The organism is Erwinia sp. INIA01 (assembly GCF_025947915.1).
In the GTDB taxonomy this organism is placed as follows: domain Bacteria; phylum Pseudomonadota; class Gammaproteobacteria; order Enterobacterales; family Enterobacteriaceae; genus Erwinia; species Erwinia coffeiphila.
The window spans coordinates 222,563-242,544 of record NZ_JAPDNC010000001.1; the positions used below are offsets into that span (position 1 = coordinate 222,563).

Here is a 19,982-nt window from a genome sequence, read left to right on the forward strand (position 1 = left end):
ACTGATTTCACAAGGAACTATTATGCATACTCATGCGACCGCATCGGCGGGCTATCGCATCGGCTCTCTGCTGGCCGATTTCCAGCCGGACTTCACCTTTTCGGCACCGCTGCCTTTGCCGGAAGCCGAGTTCGCCGAGCGACTCAGACGCATCCGTCGCCAGGCGGTAGAGGCCGGTCACGATGCGCTTGTCGTCCATGCGGGCAGCGTCGGCTGGTTTCATGCGTCCAACGCTTACCTGCGTTACCTCTGCGACTGGATGCGCGAAGGGGTACTGATTATTCCCACCGACGCCGACAAGCCGCTGACCCTGCTCTCCTTTTTCACGCAGTCGGTGCTGCTGCCGCCTGCGGGTGAACCGCTGCTGGTTGAAGATATCTGGCAGATTGGGCCGATTGGCCGCGAGTATGCCGATCGCCCCGGCGATGCCGTCCTGAAAACCGCAGAGAAATGCGCGGACATCCTCGCCCGACTCGGCCTGAGCAAAGCGCAGATTGGGGAAATTGGCGATCGGACATCGCTGACCTTCCAGGCCGCGCTGCACACCTTCATGCCCGGCTGTCGCTTTGTGAGCGATAACCCGATTCTCGACCGCCTGCAAAAAATTCGCTCCCCGCGTGAAATCGAGATGTTCCGCGCGGCCGCACAGTTAATCAGTATCGGCACCCAGGCGGCGTATCACGTGGCCAAACCGGGCGTCACCGATCATGAAATTTTTGCCGCCTTTACCGCCGCGCAAATGGCCTTTGGTGGCGAAACCGGTGACGGCTATCAGATTGGCATTAACGAATTTGGTACGCACTGCGGCAAGCCCTACGGACACGTCGTGCGTTCGGGAGATTTGATCAACCTCTATATCTCTAACGTCACCTGGCGTGGCTATACCGCACAAACGGCGCGCATGATTGCCGTGGGTGACATTACCGAGCGCCAGGAAACCGTGCTGGCGGCCTGTACCGAAGGCGTGAAGCGCGCCGAGCGGCTGATTAAGCCCGGTGCATTGATGCGCGATATCAACAATGCCGCCTTTGGCCCAATGATTGAGCAGGGCATGCTGAACGATGCCGAAGCGCGCACCATGCCCTACAACTGGTCTGCGATGCCGGACGGCGAGGCGCGGCTGATCCCGCAGCAGTACGTGCGCGATGTCGACTGGGAAGCCCAGGGGCGTAAACTGATGCATGTTTACCCGGCAACCCATGGACCGCACAATCCAAATCTTGGCCATTCGGTTGGTATGGCGGGCGGGCAAAACAGCTTCAATATCTCATCGCACAACTACGATCGGCTGGAAACCGGCATGGTGTTTGTTCTACATACGCAGTGGCTGGAGCCGCTGTCGGCAGGGTGTAACATTGGCGACTGTTACGTTGTCACCGAGGACGGTTTTGAGAACCTCAGCCGCCATACCCCGCTGGAAACCCACCGCGTTCGCGCCGGAGTCTGATATGAGCCTGCCTGAAAATCATACATGGTTTGATTTTGCCGAACTGAACGAGCGGGAACGCTATAAGATCCTGATCGGTACTGTTATCCCCCGGCCCGTTGCTCTGGTGACCACGGTCGATAAAAACGGTAAACCGAACGCCGGGCCGTTCAGCTTCTTTAACGTGCTGACGCACGACCCGGCCATTGTGGCCATCGGCGTGGAAAACTACAGCGACATGCGTTTTAAGGATACCGCACGCAATATCCGTGAAACCGGCGAATTTACCGTGCATATCGTCGATGATGCGCTGGTGCGTCAGATGGAAATCTGCGCAATCAAATTTGGCCCCGAGGTGAACGAACTGGAGGAAGCCGGGCTGGCCACCGTTGCGGGTCACCGGGTTGGCAGCCCGCGCATTCTTTCCGCCCCGGCCGCGCTGGAGTGCCGCCGCCACACCACCCTGCAGGTTGGCCCGGCGCGGGAAATTATTCTGGGCGAAGTGGTGGGTGTTTACGTGCGTAGCGATGCGGTTAATCCCGAGAATCTGCACATCGATCAGCAGCTGATGGATGCCATTGGCCGCATGGGCGGCAACACCTATTGCCGCACCCGCGACCAGTTTGATGTAAAAACCCTGACCCCGGAGCAGTGGGAAGGGTTATCGCGAACGTAAGGCAAGATAATCCCGCTCACCGTTGATTATCCTTTTTCTTGTGTCCGAAAAGCCGCTGAACATCGGTGTTTCGCCGGTAATCTGATGCAGTTTGATGCTGGCGAAGCGCCGTCGCGGCAGCTCGCCAGCAGCACTAGCAGGTGAAACGACGTTGCTCCGCACCGGACAGGCAGCGCCAGGCAAAGATAACGCTGTTACGCGGCTGCTGTGCCCGCCGGGCGTGCCTCTTTCTGAACGTAGCAGGCGGCACATTCAGATACTTACGGAACGTTCGCGAGAAGGTTTGCTGGCTGGTAAATCCGTTATCAAACGCGATTTGCATAATGTCTTTATCGGTAAACAACAGCGATTGTGCCGCGCGGATCAAACGCCGGGTGCGAATATATTCGGCCAGGTTGTAGCCCGTTTGTTTTCTGAACACGCGCTGGAAGTGCGAATGGCCGTAGCCGCTCTTGCGGGTGACGGTACTGACCCTGATACGTTCGTTATCAAGGTTATCTTCGATCCACGGAAGGATATCCTGTACCACCGACTTGATTCCCCATGCCGAGCATGGCTCCTTGCGGGTTAACGGCTCTCGTTCAGGGCTGATAATGTGCATGTTTTCTCCATTCCGCTCATTTTACAGATCGGACAGCGGATAATTCGAAGTTATTCGCTCGGCGAGCAAGCTAAAAGTGGAGGATGATTATCTACTTAGCGGAGGGGGAAAATAAATTATACAGATGGATAGGTATACGGACAGATAGTGATACGAAGAGATAATTGATTAGTTTTCAAATGGACAATTAAACGCGAAAAATCCCAGCCATGATTCGCCCCCCTCCCCTTTAAGCACGTTCATGCGCTTTTAAGATGTGCCTGAGTGGTTGAACTGCCGTCGTCTGCCCGGCGGAAACATGCAATTTACAGGCAGTCGAATTCCTCGCTCAATATCATTCAAATTTTCTGACTTACTTCAGCAAAAGACAGGGATGTTTTTCATCCCGCCACAGGTCTACTATGCATTCCATCGAGGCGAAACGCTTCACTCAAAACAAAATCAACTGAGGAATTAATCATGAAATCTATCAAAACTTTCGTTGCAGTATCCGCACTGGCTCTGGTTTCATTCGGCAGCATGGCGCAAAACATCACCGCAACTGCCTCTACTCTGGACGCGGCAGAAGCTAAAGTGGCCGCACAGGCAAAACAGAGTGGTGCAAGCTATAAAATTACCGGTGCACGCGTGGATAACCAGGCTTACGTTACCGCCGAGCTGATCAAATAATCTCCCATGCCGGAACTCTTTCCTGACGCCTGTGAACGGTTAATCGCAGGCGGCCGGGAGTGCGCCCTGCATGGGTTTGTTTCACACCGTTCCTCTCTGTTGCGTCGTCCTCATCCGCTTTGCTTATTAATGATAAGAAAAATTTCACGCTGATTTCTCGCGCCTTCCCTCCATCATAATCCGCCAATTTCTATTTGCTTTTTAAACATTGCCGCAGAAAAGCCCGCAAGTATCAAACATCACCGCAAGGCGTTAATTTTATGATCGATTCGGATGTTAATTGCCCATAAAATCCCGATCCACTTTATTCCCTTCTTTTTGCATGGATAATATTGCCGCGTGAGAATATGAAAATAACGTCCGGTACGTTTCATTAATTTTACCTGTTTGAATAATATTATTTAACTATCCACCCAAAAATGAGGTATTAAGGTAAGTATTGACCAATTTGAGAGTAAAAAATTCGCCATGACAACTAAGATTATTCTTAATAACAGTATCAATTCGCCAGCGGGAAATATTTTGCAATAATCACTCCATCATGGTCATTTACAATAAACTGGCCACGAAAAATGCATTTTGCACATGATTTCATCAAGTTAACAACAATCCTGCCGTAAGAAAAATAGTCGTCATTTACAGATAGTTGGTATAGTATTTAATAATTAAAGGATGCGGCCTTTATATAATCCTTACAAATAAAAATATCTCGCACCTTAAAGTACATACCTTCTCGTTACGACCATAACATCAACTGAGAATCTGCCAATGAATCATACTGTTTATCTTGTTGATGATGATGCATCCGTGATTGCCGCACTGACCAACCTGCTTAAATCTGAAGATTATCGTGTCGCCCCGTTTACCTCTCCTCAGTCTTTCCTTGCAGAATCACTCTCCACTGGCCCTTGCTGCCTGATTGTCGATATCAATATGCCAGGATCTGACGGTTTCGATGTGACGCGTGCGCTCAGCGAACGCGGCTACTCAATTCCCACCATCTTTCTTACCGGGTTCGGCACCATCCCCATTACGGTAAAAGCGATGAAGGCCGGAGCCTGTGAGTTTTTAACCAAGCCGGTAGATCCTGAACAACTGCTGCAGGCCGTGGCAGAAGCGCTACGGATTTCCGAACAGGGTATGGAAGCTGCGCAGGAAAAGCTGGCGCTAACCGAGCGCCATCTGACGCTGACCCCGCGTGAAAACGAAGTCATGATGCTGGCGATTGGCGGATTGCAGAATAAACAGATTGCCGCCGAGATGGGCGTCAGTGAGATCACTGCCAAGGTGCACAAGCGCAGGGTGATGGAAAAAATGCAGGTACGATCGCTGTCGGACCTGGTCAGGGCCGCCGAGCGGCTCAGCATCGTTAAATCAGCCAGCCGCTAGCGTTTTCAGAGCCTGTAACATTGCAGGCCCCGAACATTCTCTGAGTCGTTCCTCAGGGAACAGGGGGTGAGCTTTCGGCTTCCGTTGGCAGCGTAAACCAGAACCGGCTGCCACCTTCCGCGCGGTTCTCCGCTTTCAGTTCGCCCTTATGCCTTTTGATAATCCCTTCGCTGATGGTCAGTCCCATCCCCATTCCCTCTTTTTTGGTGGTGTAAAAAGAGTCGAAAATACGCAATATCACCTCATCCGACAGGCCGGTGCCGTTATCCGCCACTTCGAAAAGAATCGTATCCGGGGTCGGATTACACGATGACAGCTTCAGCACGCTGGAACCCCGACCTTTTTCTACCATCGCATCAATCGCATTCACCACCAGGTTCAGCAGCACCTGTTGGATCTGTACCCGCTCGCAGTAAATGTTGTCATTTATCGCGCGCAAATCTAAATCCAGCGAGATCCAGCGCCGCTCCAGCTCCATACGCGAAAGCGACAGAATATCCCGCGCAAGATGATGCAGTTTTGCCGGTGCAAACTCAGAGAGCTGATTGCGGGTCAACGCCTGCAGCCCGCGAATAATGTCCCCCGCGCGCTTCCCTTCACTCAGAATTTCCTGCAGGCCGTGGCAGGCGTTGTCGATATGTTCGGGGCCGCGTTTGATCCAGCGCATGCTGGCACCGGCATTCGCCACAATCGACATCAGCGGCTGATTAATCTCGTGAGCAATCGAGGCGGTAAGCTGCCCGACCGTGGTCGCACGGGAGACACGGGCGAGATCGGCTTGCGCGATGCGTACGGCATCTTCAGCCAGGCGCTGCGAGGTGATATCGGAAATGGTGCCGAAATACTCGCTGACGTCGGGCAGATTTTCGACCGGATCGCCGATGCCCTTGATATAGCGGCACTCGCCGTCGCGGCGAATAATACGAAATTCCGCCTGCATACTGACGCCGTGAATCACGCTTTCTCTGACTAACTCACTGATGCAACCATGGTCGTCAGGATGCACCATAGTCATAAACTCCACCATCGACAGGCTGGTTTGCTCCTGTGGCAGGCCGAGGATGCGGCGATATTCTTCAGAAATCATCATCTGGTCCTTTGCCAGATTCCAGTGCCAGGTGCCGGTATGGCTGATTTTCTCGCCCATAATCAACGAGGTCTGGCTGGCGCGCAGCTGTTTTTCAACCCGACGGCGGTTAACGTTCTCCTCCATCAGCTCGGCATACAGCCGCGCGGTTTCAAGTGAGACGGCAGCCTGCGCGCCCAGCATCGACACCACGCGCGAATGTTCGGCGGTAAACACATCCGGCATCAGGCGGTTTTCCAGATACAGCACCCCGACCATACGCGCCTGCTTAAACATCGGTACGCACATCACCGCCGCGCCGGAGGCCACCAGGTAAGGGTCCTGGCTGAACGGGCTGAACACTTCCGGTTTGCCGGTGCGGATCTCCTGCCCGGTACGGATCACCGCCGACAGCACCGACAGCGGCAAATCCGTAGCCAGCGGTGTTTCCTGCACGATTTTCACCCGAATACCGTCGGCGGTGGTGGCCGCCCGCGCCTCAATTTCCGGCACGCTACCGTCCAGCAGGCGGATCAGCAGGCAGTGCTGTGCACCGGCTCTTTCCAGCAGCATCATCATCAGCGTGTTGATCAACCGGTCGAGGTTAATCTCTTCGGTCAGCGCCCGCACCGCGGTAATCACGCTTTGCAAGTCGCTCAGTTCCGCACTCTGCTCAAACGACACCGTGCTGAAGGCGGCGTGGCGCTGGGAAGAGGCATGGTGAGGATAGCGCAGCTCCAGCTGTCTGACTTTGGCCCCGGCCCCCCAGCGCTCCCAGGCCGCCATGGCCCCTTTGATATAGCCATCCGCCGCCACGCTCAGTCCACAGGTGCTGGCATAACCGGCGGCCAGCTCGCAGGCCAGGCCGTTGATATGGTCAAAGCGGCCTTCGCGCGACAGGGTGATTGCCAGCTCGTACTGCTGTGCGGCCTGCAGTGAATCCCCCTCCAGCCGCAGCATTTCCGCGCGCAGCAGCCCGGCTTTATCGGCAAAGGTGCGCGGATTTTCAACCGCCCAGGTGGCAATCATTTCATAGTGTGCGGCGACAAACTGCCGGTGTTCCTCGGTACAGGTCAGTGAAGTGAGCGGAATAGTCACCGACAGCGCGCTGTAGAGGTGGAAATCAAGCCGGTGTATATGACCGGGAATCGAACCGGTGAGCGGCGCGGCCTGGGCAAAGCAGTCGCTGGCGCAGGCATATTCCCCGGCGAAGAAGTGCGCCATGCCGCGATATAGCCACGACCAGAACTGCATCAGCAGAAGGGGTTCAATGGCGGTGCCCGGTTTCATCTGCAAAATGGGCACCGGCGTGAAGTTTTTGCCGGAGAACGGCTCATCCCCGGCGAAACGCAGAAACAGCACGTAGTCGCGCTGCATCTGCAAAATCACCTCAACGTCCCGATACTGTGCCTTGCTGACATACGCCAGGCCGCGCTCGATGGAGGTCTGCACCCCTTCGAGGTGATCGCCGCGCGTTAAATAGTTCATCACCAGATGGCGCAGGGCCAGGCAGGCCGAGGTGCGATCCCCTACGGCGACGGCGGTATCAAAGGTGGTTTTGGCACATTCGATAGAATAGGTGGTTGGCATGGTCCAGATACTGACCTGGTCCAGCGGCAGCAGCGTCCGCGCCTTGAAGCTGGTGAAATCGTGTTTATAGACCAGTTCGCGGGCCAGCAGCGTGCTGGCAAATCCCCGGCTGTATTCGTTGTAATGATCGCCGCACAGCACGCCATACCAGGAAAGCGCAAACGTCGAGGCACCGGTCATGCCCTTGTCCATAGTCAGATGCAGCATTTTACAGACGATCATAAAGTGCAGGCGCGGGCTGACAAACGCGGCGAACATGCAGGCGCTGGCCATCAGATTCATGATCGCTTCGGTTTTACGGCAGGTCATTAGCGGTAGCGGTCTGAGGCGGGTATAGGGGTTTTTACCCACCTGCTCCTTAAGTTTGATGCGGGCGGCATCGCACTCGGCTTTGTCCGGCTCGCGGTTCAGATGAATGCCGAACACCGCCAGCCACGCAATCGCCGTCTCCAGCGCCAGCTTGCTGTCTGACCGCCGCATATGGATTTCCGCCATCATGCAGGCGGCAATCGCCTTATCGGTGGGGTTCCCCGGTGCGCTGAGCAGCTTAGTGCAGTGGCCCTGCGCGGTCGACAGGTTGCAGTGCAGGAATTCGCACTCCGCTGCTTCCAGGGTAAAAGTGAAATCTTCTTCCGCCGTCAGCGGCGCATCCATTCGCTGTGTGGCCTGTAAAAATCGCAGCGCCGAAACATAATCCCCGGTGCTTTTTGCCCGCCGGGTTGCCAGCAGGATCAGCTGACGATATCGGCTCGCGCTCTGACGAAGCAGCCCGGCGTTTTTAATCGCGGCCACATGATGAACGACTCGAAACAGCGCATCGTTGCTGAGATCCTCATTGGCCCGCTCTGCCAGCAGGCTGGCGGCACGCAGGTGAAGACGATCTTTCTCATCCGTACCGATCAGGTTGATTGCCGCTTCATGCACACGATCGTGAGTAAAAGCATAGTCATCCTGATGCAGGGTAATCAGCTGCGCCACCGCCGCCGGCAGCAGGTGCATGCGGATCTCTTCCTGCGTCAGATTCAACACTTTGCCGGGCAGAGTCAGCCCGCCGGAGCCGCCCAGGCACGCCAGGCTACTCAGCACCTGCCGGGTGATGTCCGGCACAATCTCCATGCGCTGTAAGACCAGACTGGCAACATTTTCACTGTACTGGCAGGCCTTGATCGCATCGAGATCGTAGTGCCAGGTCTGCGGGAATTTACGGTGACTGATTAAGCCGTGCTGCACGGCCTGGCGGATAAACTCCTGAGTAAACAGCGGATTGCCGCCCGTTTTTTCATGCACTACCCGCGCCAGTTCGCAGGTGGCGGACGCCCGCACGTGAAACATGCCCGCCAGCCGACGGGCAATCTGTTTGATGCTCAGGCTCTGCGGCGTAATGTCGGTGACCCGCACAGCCGATGCCCGCAGCGTGGTCAGCAGCCCGCGCATGGTCTGGCAGGGCAAAGTAGCGAAATCCTTGTGGCTCACGACCACCATCAGCGGGATATCTTCACTCTGGCTGAGCAGGTTTTGCAGCAGGGCCAGGCTGGCGCGATCGGCCCAGTGAATATCATCAATCATCATCACCAGCGGCCTGCCGGGGGTGGCAAACGCTTTGATCATGCTACAGGCCATGGTGTTGAAACGGTCGCGGGCATCCAGCGAGTGGATATCGACCGCGAAGTGGCCTTTCTGATTGAGCAATACGCCCAGTTCGGGAAAAAAGTGGATCGCCAGTTCACTGTAGTCACCCAGCAGGCGGGTAAAATGCGCGCGCCAGCGGGCGATATCCATGGCAGGCAGTCCCATCAGTTGCAGGGTCCGCGTGCGGATAGCGGAGATCAGGATACCGTGCGGCAGAATCGGCGAATGCCGATCGGCTTTCACCACCGTCAGCAGCAGTTTCTTCTGCTGTAGTTTTTTCGCGGCGGAAGCAATAAGCGACGTCTTCCCCGAACCGAGTGCACCGCCAATCATCACCAGCTTGTGCTTGCCGCTGTGGCTGAACCGCTCAAATGCGTCCAGCACCTCCTGTGCCTGCGGGTGATCGTAGTACATCACATCCGAAGACGGTCCGGTCTGTGGCAGATCCTGTGAACCGAGGTCAAAGCCTTCAATCTGGCCGTCGGGGGTGATAAGCGACAGACAGCGGCGCAGATCGGCTTGTAGCCCCTCGGCGCTTTGATAGCGCTGCTCCGGCGATTTACACAGTAAACGCAGAACGATTGCCGAGACCACGGCAGGTACATCGTGACGCACCCGTTCAGGGGGCAGCGGCTCGGAGGCAATATGGTGATGCACCCACTCAGAATGCCCGGCTCCCGGCGTGCCAAACGGCAGTTTGCCGGTTAGCAGCTCATACAACACGATGCCGAGGCTGTAGAGATCGCTCAGGCTGCTGACCCGCTGGGTGGTGCGCGTGGTGTGCTCCGGGGACATATAGGCCAGTGTACCGCCCGATGCGGGCAGCTGGGTTTGTAGCAGCACCTCCGAAGCAGGACAGGACAGGCCGAAACCACCGAGCCTGAAACCGCCCTCCCCGCTAACGAAAAAATGGGCCGGTTTGATATCCCCGTGGATCAGTCCCTGCTGGTGCATCATCCCCAGCGTACCGGCCAGCATGGCGGCACTGTGCAGGAAGCTCTCCAGCGATGGCCGCTGCTCACGCATCATATTGGCCAGCGTCTGATAGGCGAAATACGGGTAAATCAGCGCATAGCGACCGTGGTACAGCGTATGGGCAGAGGGCTTCAGCGCCCACTGCGTTGAGAGATTGTCGCGCAGCAGGTACTCATTTTTAAGCAGTTGTGAAACCTGAAACTGAGCGGCTTCGCTGGCGGCGGTGGTGAGAACACACTTTTCGCCTGATGAGGGATGGCGGCATAAAAACCATTCGCTGTTTCCCTCCTGCGCCAGGGCGGTGATGATAAGCTCGTGGGACAGGGAAAATGCGCTGGGTTCAAAGGGAGGATGCGCTTCCGGCAGTGTACTCATCTGCACCTCCTGTCCGTCGCCAGCGCCAGACGCACGCTATCAAGTAGCGTATCGATATCAATGGGCTTCGGTAAAAACGCGATGGCCCCGAGGCTGATGGCATAGCGCAGCGTGTTGTCATCACCGTTGCCGGAAATAATAATACCCGGCGGATTTTCAATACGCCGGGTAAGTTCGATAAACAGCTCAAAACCGCTGATCCCTTTGAGCCTGACATCAATGATAAACAGCGCAGCCTCTGCCAGCGCATCGGCATCATCCAGCAGCGTTTCCGCCGACTCATAAATCCGGGTTGAGTATCCCTCCGACTGGAGCAGGTTACTCAACCCACTGCGAACGGAACGTTCGTCATCAACGACGACAATGCGCTGCGACAGCTGCATGCTGTTATCCTTTGAAATGCTCAGGAACGTGAGAGCGTCCTTAACCAGACTTTTCGTCTGGCGGCGGCGTGCCGCTGATTTTCGGTACGCACTCCTGTTTAAACCAGGTGAGCGTCACCGGCTCTCGTTTAATCAACCGTTTAACCAGCGGGATAATCTGTTCCCCCACCAGCATGCCAAACAGTCCCACCAGCGCGAAAATCGGTGGAGCCGGTGAATCAACGGCGATCAGTGAATAAATCACACCGGCCAGCATGCCGACCAGCAGTGAAATAGCGTAAGACTTTAACATCTTCACCCCATCCTGTTAGCAGAAATCAACGCGACAGGAACTGCGCGGCAAGCTGACCACCGATAACCATGCCCAGCAGGCCAATCAGCGCAATGGCGGGCGGTGCCGGTGAGCGCACGTTCAGCAGCGCGTAAACCAGCCCGATCAACACACCTGCGCCCAGCGAAACGAGTAATGGACTCATGGTTTTCCCCCGTCATAAGTCAAAGCCAGCCGGCGCACGGGGCACCGGCCGGCAAAGAACAATTAACGTGCCGGGACCGGAGCCAGGGTACGGTGTTCGCTCTTCTGACGTGAAGGCGCTTTGTGCACCATGGTGTAGGCGTAATCCACGCCGATACCGTAAGCACCAGAATGCTCTTTCGCAATGTCCATCACGGCGTTGTAGGTATCGCGGTGTGCCCAGTCGCGCTGCCATTCCAGCATCACCTGCTGCCAGGTCACCGGGATCACACCGGCCTGGATCATGCGCTGCATCGCGTAGTCATGCGCTTCTTTGGTCGTACCGCCAGATGCGTCAGCCACCATATAGATTTCGTAGCCGCCTTCCAGCATGGCGCACAGGGCGAAGCTGTTGTTACACACTTCGGTCCACAGGCCGGACACCACCACTTTCTTCTTGCCGTTCGCCGCCAGCGCATCACGCACTTTCTGGTCATCCCAGGAGTTCATTGACGTACGCTCCAGGATGTCCTGGCCCGGGAACACGTCCAGCAGCTCCGGATAGGTGTTGCCCGAGAAGCTTTCGGTTTCCACGGTGGTGATAATGGTTGGGATATTGAAGACCTTCGCCGCCTTTGCCAGCGCAACGGTGTTGTTTTTCAGCACCTGACGGTCGATTGACTGCACGCCAAAGGCCATCTGCGGCTGCTGGTCGATGAAGATGATCTGGCTGTTATGTGGCGTCAGGACTTCAAGCTTCGAGTTAGTCATAGTAATACCCATTGAGGTTAATGTTGCTGGATTAATAAAAAATGACGACGTTAATGACTCTGCATCACCCGGGTCACGGCTCTGTGGAGCGTCCCGGGTTGACCATGGAGCGCAGTCTACGAAGCTTTTTTTCGCCGCACTATTATCTCTGTGTATACCTATACGGAGGGATACCTATCCGTTTGTATAACTAGACGCTCGTCCACCCTGCTGACCATAATCCCGCCATCTACCTATACGTCCTGCCCTTTGCGGCAGCGATTTTCTTTGTCCGTGGCCGTCGGCCTGATTCGGACATCTCAGTTCAGGAGGTTCTATGGTAACGCTGGGTAAAGCAGACCTGATTTTAACCAACGGCCGTTTTCATACCGTCGATCGCGAAAATCCGATTGCCGACGCTGTGGCGATCCGCGACGGCAAGTTTCTGGAAGTCGGCACCCTTGCCGAGGTGATGCAGCACAGTTGTGAAGGCACGAAGATCATCGATCTGAAGGGGCACACGGCAGTACCGGGGCTGAACGATTCACACCTGCACCTGATCCGCGGCGGGCTGAACTACAACCTGGAGCTGCGCTGGGAAGGCGTGCCGTCGATTGCCGACGCCATGCGTATGCTGAGGGAACAGGCCCTGCGCACGCCAAACCCGCAGTGGGTGCGCGTGGTCGGCGGCTGGAATGAGTTCCAGTTTGCCGAGCGCCGCATGCCAACGCTGGAAGAGATCAACGAAGCCGCACCGGATACCCCGGTCTTTGTGCTGCACCTGTACGATCGCGCCCTGCTGAACCGCGCGGCGTTAAAAGTGGTGGGCTACACCCGCGATACGCCAAACCCTCCGGGCGGCGAGATCCAGCGCGACAGCAACGGCAACCCGACCGGCATGCTGATTGCCCGTCCGAATGCGATGATCCTGTACTCCACGCTGGCCAAAGGTCCGAAGCTGCCGCTGGAACAGCAGGTCAACTCCACCCGCCAGTTTATGCGCGAGCTGAACCGTCTGGGCCTGACCAGCGCCATCGATGCGGGCGGCGGCTTCCAGAACTACCCGGAAGATTACGAAGTGATCACCGAACTGCACGAGAAAAAGCAGATGACGCTGCGTATCGCCTATAACCTGTTCACGCAGCGCCCGGGCCACGAGCTGGAAGACTTCGAAAAGTGGACCGATATGCTGACCCCGGGCCAGGGGACAGACTACTTCCGCCACAACGGCGCGGGCGAGATGCTGGTGTTCTCCGCCGCCGACTTCGAGGATTTCCTTGAGCCGCGCCCGGACCTGGCTCCGGGGATGGAAGATGAGCTGGAGCGCGTGGTGCGCCACCTGGTGGAACACCGCTGGCCGTTCCGCCTGCACGCCACCTATAACGAATCCATCAGCCGCATGCTGGATGTGTTCGAGAAGGTGAACCGTGATATTCCGTTCAACGGCCTGCACTGGTTCTTCGACCATGCGGAAACCGTCACCCAGAAGAATATCGATCGCATCAAAGAGCTGGGCGGCGGCATCGCGGTGCAGCACCGCATGGCGTTCCAGGGGGAATATTTCGCCGAACGCTACGGTATTGAAGCCACCAAACACACGCCGCCGGTTGCGCGGATGCTGGAAACCGGCGTGCCGGTCGGGCTGGGAACGGATGCCACCCGCGTGGCCAGCTATAACCCGTGGACCGCGCTGTACTGGCTGGTTTCCGGCCGCACCGTCGGCGGCATGCAGATGTATGACGTCAACGCCCGCCTGGATCGCGATACCGCACTGATGCTGTGGACCCAGGGCAGCGCCTGGTTCTCCAGCGAGCAGGGTAAAAAAGGCCAGATCAAAGCCGGTCAGCTGGCGGACCTGGCCGTGCTGAGCAAAGACTACTTTGCGGTGCCGGAAGAAGAGATCAAAGGCATTGAGTCGGTGCTGACCGTGGTCGACGGCAACGTGGTGTATGCGGCGGGATCGTTTACCTCCGAGGCGCCACCGTCGATTCCGGTACTGCCGGAATGGTCACCGGTGATCAAATTCCCTGGCCACTACCGCAGCGCCCCGCCGCAGGCAAACGGTCGTGCGGCCTTTGCTTCGCAGCCTCACCAGTGCAGCGGCCCGTGCGGCGTGCACAGCCATCACCATGATATCGCACGCGGTTCCAGCGTGCCGGTGGCCGAAGACAACGCCTTCTGGGGCGCGCTGGGCTGCAGCTGCTTCGCATTCTGATCCCCTGAAACACGATTAATTCTGCCGCTCCGTATCACTACGGGGCGGTTTTTCTGCGCCTGAATTCCAGCGGGACGTGCCGTCGTGCCGGCTTTCCTGAGGCGCTTCACTTTAGTCACCGACTGACTCCGAATGAAAGATCGCGATTGCGGATGCCTTTCAGGCCGGGTTGGTAACAGGAGGTGCGCTTATGGCGCAAACTAACGATATTCACAGCGCCACGCCGGAGGTTGCCGAATCACCTCAGGCCGGGTCATCACCGTGGCAGCCGCTGAGCCAGCCGGTCTTTCGCCTGCTGTGGATTGCCACCGTCGTTTCTAACATCGGTTCCTGGATGAACGATGTCGGCATCAACTGGACCATGCTGACGCTCAGCGCCGATCCGCTCAGCGTGGCACTGGTACAGGCGGCCGCCAGCCTGCCGATGTTTCTGTTTGCCCTGCCTTCCGGAGTGATGGCCGACATTGTCGACAGGCGAAAGTATTTGCTGTTTTCCCAGCTGTGGGTGTTTATCGCCGCCGCCGGGCTAACCGTGCTCTCCTTTACCGGCCACGTGACGCCGTTGATCCTGCTGATCGCTGCGTTTCTGCTCAGCGCCGGGGCGGCGATGAGTTCACCACCGTTCCAGGCAATCGTGCCGGATCTGGTGCGCAAGGAGGAACTTGGCCCGGCCATTGCGCTTAACTCGCTGGGCATTAATATCAGCCGTGCCATTGGCCCGGCGCTGGGCGGCCTGATCCTCTCCTTTACCGGTCCGTGGATGGTGTTCCTGCTCAACGCGCTGTCCGTTCTCGGCGTGGCGTGGGTGCTTTATCGTTGGAAAGCGGAACCGGCGGTGCAGCGCCTGCCGCCGGAGCACTTTTTCTCTGCGGTGCGCGCGGGTTTACGCTACGTGCATGCCGCACCGGTTTTGAGAAACGTGCTGGTCCGTACGGTTGCCTTCTTTGTCTTCGGTAGCGCGGGCTGGGCGCTGTTGCCGCTGGTCGCCCGCCGCGAGTTAAATCTTGGCCCCGGCGGCTACGGGATTATGCTGGCGTTTATCGGCGTCGGGGCGATTTTCGGTGCCGTGCTGCTGCCGCGCCTGCGCCAGCGCTTTAACCCGGATCGGCTGATGGTGCTGTCCAGCCTGATGTTCGCGGTTACCCTGCTGGCGCTGGCCTTTGTGCGAAATTTCTGGCTGCTGAACGCCTTCGAGTTCTTCACCGGCTTCTCGTGGATTGCGGTCCTCTCCACGCTGAATCTGGGGGCGCAGCGCAGCGCGGCGAAATGGGTGAAGGCCCGCGCGCTGGCGATATACCTTACCGTGTTCTTCGGCTCCATGACCGTCGGCAGCGCAGTATGGGGGCAGCTGGCCTCGCATTACGGTATTCCGGTGTCTCTGTGCGTGGCCACGGTCGGCATGATACTGGCCAGCACGACGGTACTGCGCTGGCGGCTAAATCAGGACCCGGACCTGGATCTTGACCTCAGCAATGTCGACAGCGCCGTTCCGGCACTGGATATTCATCACGATCGCGGACCGGTGATGGTGAGCTATGAATATCTGATCCGCCAGGAAGATGCGCATGACTTTATCCTCTGTATGCAGGATATGCGGCGCGTCAGGCGGCGCGGCGGGGCCATTAACTGGTCGGTGTATGAGGATATCCTGCAGCCGGGTATTTTTGTCGAAACCTTCATCGTGGGTTCCTGGATGGAGCACCTGCGCCAGCAGGATCGCTACACCATGAACGATCAGAAAATTCAGAACCGGGCGTGGGCATTCCATCAGAAAGATAACGTGCCGGACGTTCGTTATCTGGTGGCCCCGGTTTAAACGGCTCGCTGAACGTTAACGCATAAAAAAAGCGCTGACCGGGGTCAGCGCTTAATGTTACCTACCGCTTAGCGGGTTGGCTGGTTCACTTCCACCGGGCGCAGATCGAACAGCAGGACTTCCGCATCTTCACCCTGGGTAAAGGTCAGCGTCTGCTCGTTGCGCACCCGCGCCCCGTCGCCCTCCTTAAACTCAATGCCGTTGACGGTGATGCTGCCACGGGCAACGTGAATGTAGGCGTAACGATCGTCCGGCAGCGTCACCGTCTGGCTTTCGTCACCGTTAAACAGACCGGCGTAAATCCGCATGTCCTGACGCACCTTCAGCGACCCGTCGGTCCCCTGCGGCGAGACAATCAGCCGCATCTGGCCGCGCTTTTCGCTATCCGGCACGGAAACCTGCTGATAGCCCGGCGCGGTATTTTTTTCCGCTGGCACAATCCAGATTTGCAGGAAGTGGACGCCTTCCGTCTGCGAATGGTTGAACTCGCTGTGGGTCACGCCGCTGCCCGCGCTCATCAACTGCACGTCACCGGGGACAATCACCGAACCGGTTCCCATGGAATCTTTATGCGCCAGTGCGCCTTCCAGCACGTAGGAGATGATCTCCATGTTGCTGTGCGGGTGTGCGCCAAAGCCGCGGGATTTAGCCACCTGGTCATCGTTAATCACCAGCAGGTCTGAGAAACCGACCTGTTTTGGGTCCCAGTAGTTAGCGAATGAGAAGGTGTGGCGTGAATGCAACCAGCCGTGATCGCCCAGGCCGCGCTGTGCTGAAAGTCTTTGCTCGATCATGATGTGTTCCTTAGTTTTTGTTGGGTGGCGAGCGTTTGCCCTTCCGATAGAGACAGAATATAAGTAAACTCATATGCCCAACAATGGCCTGAACCGGCAATCACTGTCACATTTTAGTGGACAATATGCAGATAGAAGACCTCAGAATTTACGTCGCCGTAATTAACGCCGGCAGCTTCACCGCCGCAGCCGAACAGCTGCTGCTGTCCAAGCAGTACGTCAGCCGCCGCATGGCCGCGCTGGAGGCGTCGCTCGGCGCACGTCTGCTGGTCCGCAACACCCGTAAGCTGTCGGTGACCGACGCCGGGCAGACCTTTGCCCAGCACGCACTGAAGATCCTCGACAGCATTCAGGAGGCGGAGCAGTCGGTTTCGGAGCACCGCCGCGAGCTGCACGGCACCTTTCGACTGAGCATGCCGATGTCCTTCGGCATGAGCCATCTGTCGCCGCTGCTGGCCGCCTTTCTGGCCCGCCACCCCGCCGTGCAGCTGCACAGCGAACTGGCGGACCGCTACGTGGACGTGATTGGCGAAGGGTTTGATATGGCGATTCGCATCGGCACGCTGGCGGATTCCACACTGATGGCCCGCCGTCTGGGCGAGCTGAAGCGGGTGATCTGCGCCAGCCCGGCCTATCTTCAGCGGGCAGGCATCCCGCAGGTGGCGGAGGATTTGCAGCATCACGCCTGCCTGCGCTTCGGGCGCGAAGGACAGTACGGCTGGGAGCTGAACGTTGAGGGTAAAACGAAGGTTTTCGCCGTGTGCGGTCCGATGCAGAGCAATAACGGCGAGGTGCTGCGCGATGCGGCGGTGGCCGGGCTGGGTCTGGTGCTGCTGCCGGAGTTTATCGTCGGTGAGGCGCTGAAGCGTGGGGATTTAGTCACGGTACTGGATGCGTGCCATCCGTCGTCACTGACGCTGAGCGCGGTGTATCCGCAGCATCGTCAGCAGAGTGAAACCATCCGCGTGCTGATCGACTTTTTACTGGCCGAGCTGGGCCACTGAAACGCAAACGGGCCACCGCTTCTCAGTATTAGAGAAACAGCGGCCCGTAACTACTTATCAGCGTTTCAGCTTACAGGCTGATGTACTTGTGCAGTACGCGCACCAGCTGTGTCACAAATCCGTACTCGTTATCGTACCAGGAGACGGTTTTCACCAGCTGCAAATCGCCCACTTCGCTGATTTCCGTCTGGGTTGCATCGAAGATCGAACCAAACGGCAGGCCGATCACGTCCGAGGAAACGATCTCGTCGTCGTTGTATTTAAACGATTCATTATTCTCGCAGGCGGCTTTCAACGCGGCGTTAATCTCGGCCACCGTCACTTTTTTCTCCAGCACGCTGACCAGCTCGGTTACGGAACCGGTTTTAGTCGGTACGCGTTGCGCATGACCTTTCAGCTTGCCCGACAGCGCCGGGATCACCAGACCAATGGCTTTCGCCGCGCCGGTGGTGTGCGGAATAATATTTTCTGCCGCCGCACGGGAGGCGCGGAAGTCCTTGCCGCGCGGCCCGTCAACCAGTGCCTGGGTGCCGGTGTAAGCGTGAACCGTGGTCATGGTGCCCACGCGGATGCCGAAGCTGTCGTTCAGCGCTTTCGCCATCGGTGCAAGGCAGTTGGTGGTGCAGGACGCTACGGAGATAATGGTATCGTCCGCCGTCATCTGGTCATCGTTGACGTTATAAACGATGGTTTTCATCTCACCGGCCGGGGCAGAGATCAGTACGCGTGCCGCGCCCGCATCAATGTGCGCCTGCGCTTTTTCGGTTGAGGTATAGAAACCGGTACACTCAATCACCACGTCAACGCCCAGATCGCCCCACGGAATGTTGCGCGCGTCTTTTTCAGCGAAGACGGTGATCGTTTTGCCGCCCACGACCAGCGATTTTTCACCGGCGCTGACGGAGGCCGGGAATGCGCCGTAGTTGGAATCATACTTCAGCAGATAGGCGAGCATTTCCGGCGAGGTGAGGTCGTTAATTGCCACGATTTCCACCGGCTCGTTTTGCTCAAGAATACGACGAAGCACGAGGCGGCCGATACGTCCGAAACCATTGATGCCAATCTTTTTCATGGGGCTCTCCACCATTCTGTTCAGTAGTTGATTACGCCACCCGCTTAATCAGCCGGGTATTGCGCAGCTGTTAAAAAGCATAATCCCCATAACGAAGAACAAACAGCGAAAAGCTTTGTCGTCTAACGTCAAAAAAAGTGAATGAGGCTATTTTCTCCGATGGATCAGAGATTTCGGTAACTCAGGTAAGAGATAAATTGCTGAACGGCGCGGGAGCAGGTTTTGCTGCTGCGTAACGCCAGCCCGATATCACGATACGGGGCACCGTCTATCGGCCGGGTGACAATCTGATGCGGCACGCTTCTCAGGATCAGACGGGGCAAGATGCTGACGCCCAGCCCCTGTGCGACCATCGCCATCACCGCGTAGTCATCCCACAGGGTGAACTTGACGCGCGGGCTCAGCGACGCCGCGCTGAATATCTCGGATATTTCGTGACTGCTGCACTTTTCCAGCAGGATAAAAGGCCGATCGCAAAGTGCGGCAAGGGGAACGAGGTCATTTTCCGCCAGCGGATGATCCTGCGGCAGTACCGCCAGATAATTATCTTTTTCCAGGAATATCGTTTCCAGCCCCGGCTGTGATGGCAGGCGGGTAAAGCCGCAGTCGACGCGGCCCTCGGCAATCCACGACTCGATTTCGCTGTAGTCCCCCAGCAGCAGTTCGAAATCTATATTCGGGTAATCGCGCTGAAAGGCGCTAAGTATCCCGGGCAGCCAGTGGGTGGCGACGCTGGAAAAAGTGCCGATACGGATCATGCCTGACTGCAGCCCGTTAAGCGCATCCACCTCCGCCTGCAGCTTCAGGTATTCCTCACAGACGCTTTTCGCAAAGGGCAGCAGCGTGATGCCGTCGGAGGTCAGCCGCACGCCGCTGCGGTGACGCTCAAACAGCGATACCTGCCACTCTTTTTCCAGATCGTTAATCATCCGGCTAATCGCCGACTGGGAATAAAACAGTTTCTCAGCCGCACGGGTAAAGCTGCCCAGCTCCACCACTTTGATAAAGGCTTTGTATTTCTGAATATTGATGTCCATCCGGCGATTTACCCATCTGATTTTGTCATGCAGCCCATGATAAACATTCGTTTTTATCATT

Annotated in this window: 16 protein-coding genes; 7 read left to right on the top strand and 9 right to left on the bottom strand. The window is 57.1% G+C overall.

Translation table 11 applies throughout. The features are described 5' to 3' along the window. Positions 1-22 precede the first annotated feature (22 nt). On the top strand, positions 23-1,447 hold the full coding sequence (locus OMR58_RS00950; protein WP_264544905.1) for a M24 family metallopeptidase: 1,425 nt from the start codon (positions 23-25) through the stop codon (positions 1,445-1,447). Between the two features lies 1 nt (position 1,448). Then, positions 1,449-2,102 (top strand): flavin reductase family protein, encoded by a 654-nt coding sequence (locus tag OMR58_RS00955; protein WP_264544906.1) that lies wholly within the window; start codon positions 1,449-1,451, stop codon positions 2,100-2,102. Positions 2,103-2,235: 133 nt separating this feature from the next. On the opposite strand, the gene OMR58_RS00960 is transcribed toward OMR58_RS00955, so the two are convergent. Then, complete coding sequence (locus OMR58_RS00960; RefSeq protein ID WP_105591850.1) at positions 2,236-2,703, bottom strand: helix-turn-helix domain-containing protein; 468 nt, start codon at positions 2,701-2,703, stop codon at positions 2,236-2,238. Positions 2,704-3,162: 459 nt separating this feature from the next. Here OMR58_RS00960 and OMR58_RS00965 point away from each other — a divergent pair, with 459 nt between their 5' ends. Next, a complete protein-coding gene (locus tag OMR58_RS00965; protein ID WP_205066977.1) occupies positions 3,163-3,372 on the top strand; it encodes a YdgH/BhsA/McbA-like domain containing protein in 210 nt (69 codons plus the stop codon). Positions 3,373-4,140: 768 nt separating this feature from the next. Continuing rightward, a complete protein-coding gene (locus OMR58_RS00970; protein ID WP_105591852.1) occupies positions 4,141-4,761 on the top strand; it encodes a response regulator transcription factor in 621 nt (206 codons plus the stop codon). Between the two features lie 52 nt (positions 4,762-4,813). On the opposite strand, the gene OMR58_RS00975 is transcribed toward OMR58_RS00970, so the two are convergent. The 5 genes from OMR58_RS00975 to OMR58_RS00995 form a co-directional block, all read right to left on the bottom strand. Next, on the bottom strand, positions 4,814-10,396 hold the full coding sequence (locus OMR58_RS00975; RefSeq protein WP_264544907.1) for an AAA family ATPase: 5,583 nt from the start codon (positions 10,394-10,396) through the stop codon (positions 4,814-4,816). After that, on the bottom strand, positions 10,393-10,779 hold the full coding sequence (locus tag OMR58_RS00980; protein WP_105591854.1) for a response regulator transcription factor: 387 nt from the start codon (positions 10,777-10,779) through the stop codon (positions 10,393-10,395). The genes OMR58_RS00975 and OMR58_RS00980 overlap by 4 nt, the downstream gene beginning before the upstream one ends. Positions 10,780-10,819: 40 nt before the next feature. Further along, a complete protein-coding gene (locus tag OMR58_RS00985) occupies positions 10,820-11,071 on the bottom strand; it encodes a XapX domain-containing protein (RefSeq protein ID WP_105591855.1) in 252 nt (83 codons plus the stop codon). Positions 11,072-11,096: 25 nt separating this feature from the next. After that, positions 11,097-11,255, bottom strand: a complete 159-nt coding sequence (locus tag OMR58_RS00990) for a DUF1427 family protein (RefSeq protein ID WP_105591856.1) — start codon at positions 11,253-11,255, stop codon at positions 11,097-11,099. A 62-nt stretch (positions 11,256-11,317) separates the two neighbouring features. Next, positions 11,318-12,004, bottom strand: coding sequence for a hydrolase (locus OMR58_RS00995; RefSeq protein ID WP_105592021.1), 687 nt, complete (start codon positions 12,002-12,004; stop codon positions 11,318-11,320). A 316-nt stretch (positions 12,005-12,320) separates the two neighbouring features. Between OMR58_RS00995 and OMR58_RS01000 the strand changes: the two genes are divergently transcribed. Further along, positions 12,321-14,198 carry an amidohydrolase gene (locus OMR58_RS01000; protein ID WP_200559121.1) on the top strand — a complete coding sequence of 626 codons (1,878 nt, stop codon included), beginning with the start codon at positions 12,321-12,323 and terminating at the stop codon, positions 14,196-14,198. A gap of 190 nt (positions 14,199-14,388) precedes the next feature. Continuing rightward, complete coding sequence (locus OMR58_RS01005) at positions 14,389-16,014, top strand: MFS transporter (RefSeq protein ID WP_264544908.1); 1,626 nt, start codon at positions 14,389-14,391, stop codon at positions 16,012-16,014. 68 nt (positions 16,015-16,082) lie between these two features. Here the strand turns inward: OMR58_RS01005 and OMR58_RS01010 are convergent, their stop codons facing one another. Next, the gene (locus OMR58_RS01010) at positions 16,083-16,808 is read right to left on the bottom strand and encodes a pirin family protein (RefSeq protein ID WP_105591859.1); all 726 of its coding nucleotides are present in this window, start codon (positions 16,806-16,808) and stop codon (positions 16,083-16,085) included. Positions 16,809-16,933: 125 nt separating this feature from the next. Here OMR58_RS01010 and OMR58_RS01015 point away from each other — a divergent pair, with 125 nt between their 5' ends. Beyond that, a complete protein-coding gene (locus tag OMR58_RS01015) occupies positions 16,934-17,812 on the top strand; it encodes a LysR family transcriptional regulator (RefSeq protein WP_264544909.1) in 879 nt (292 codons plus the stop codon). Between the two features lie 70 nt (positions 17,813-17,882). On the opposite strand, the gene gap is transcribed toward OMR58_RS01015, so the two are convergent. Beyond that, positions 17,883-18,884 (bottom strand): type I glyceraldehyde-3-phosphate dehydrogenase, encoded by a 1,002-nt coding sequence (gene gap / locus OMR58_RS01020; protein ID WP_200544855.1) that lies wholly within the window; start codon positions 18,882-18,884, stop codon positions 17,883-17,885. Between the two features lie 164 nt (positions 18,885-19,048). Then, entirely contained in the window at positions 19,049-19,921 is an 873-nt protein-coding gene (locus OMR58_RS01025) for a LysR family transcriptional regulator (RefSeq protein WP_264544910.1), read from the bottom strand. Positions 19,922-19,982: the final 61 nt, after the last annotated feature.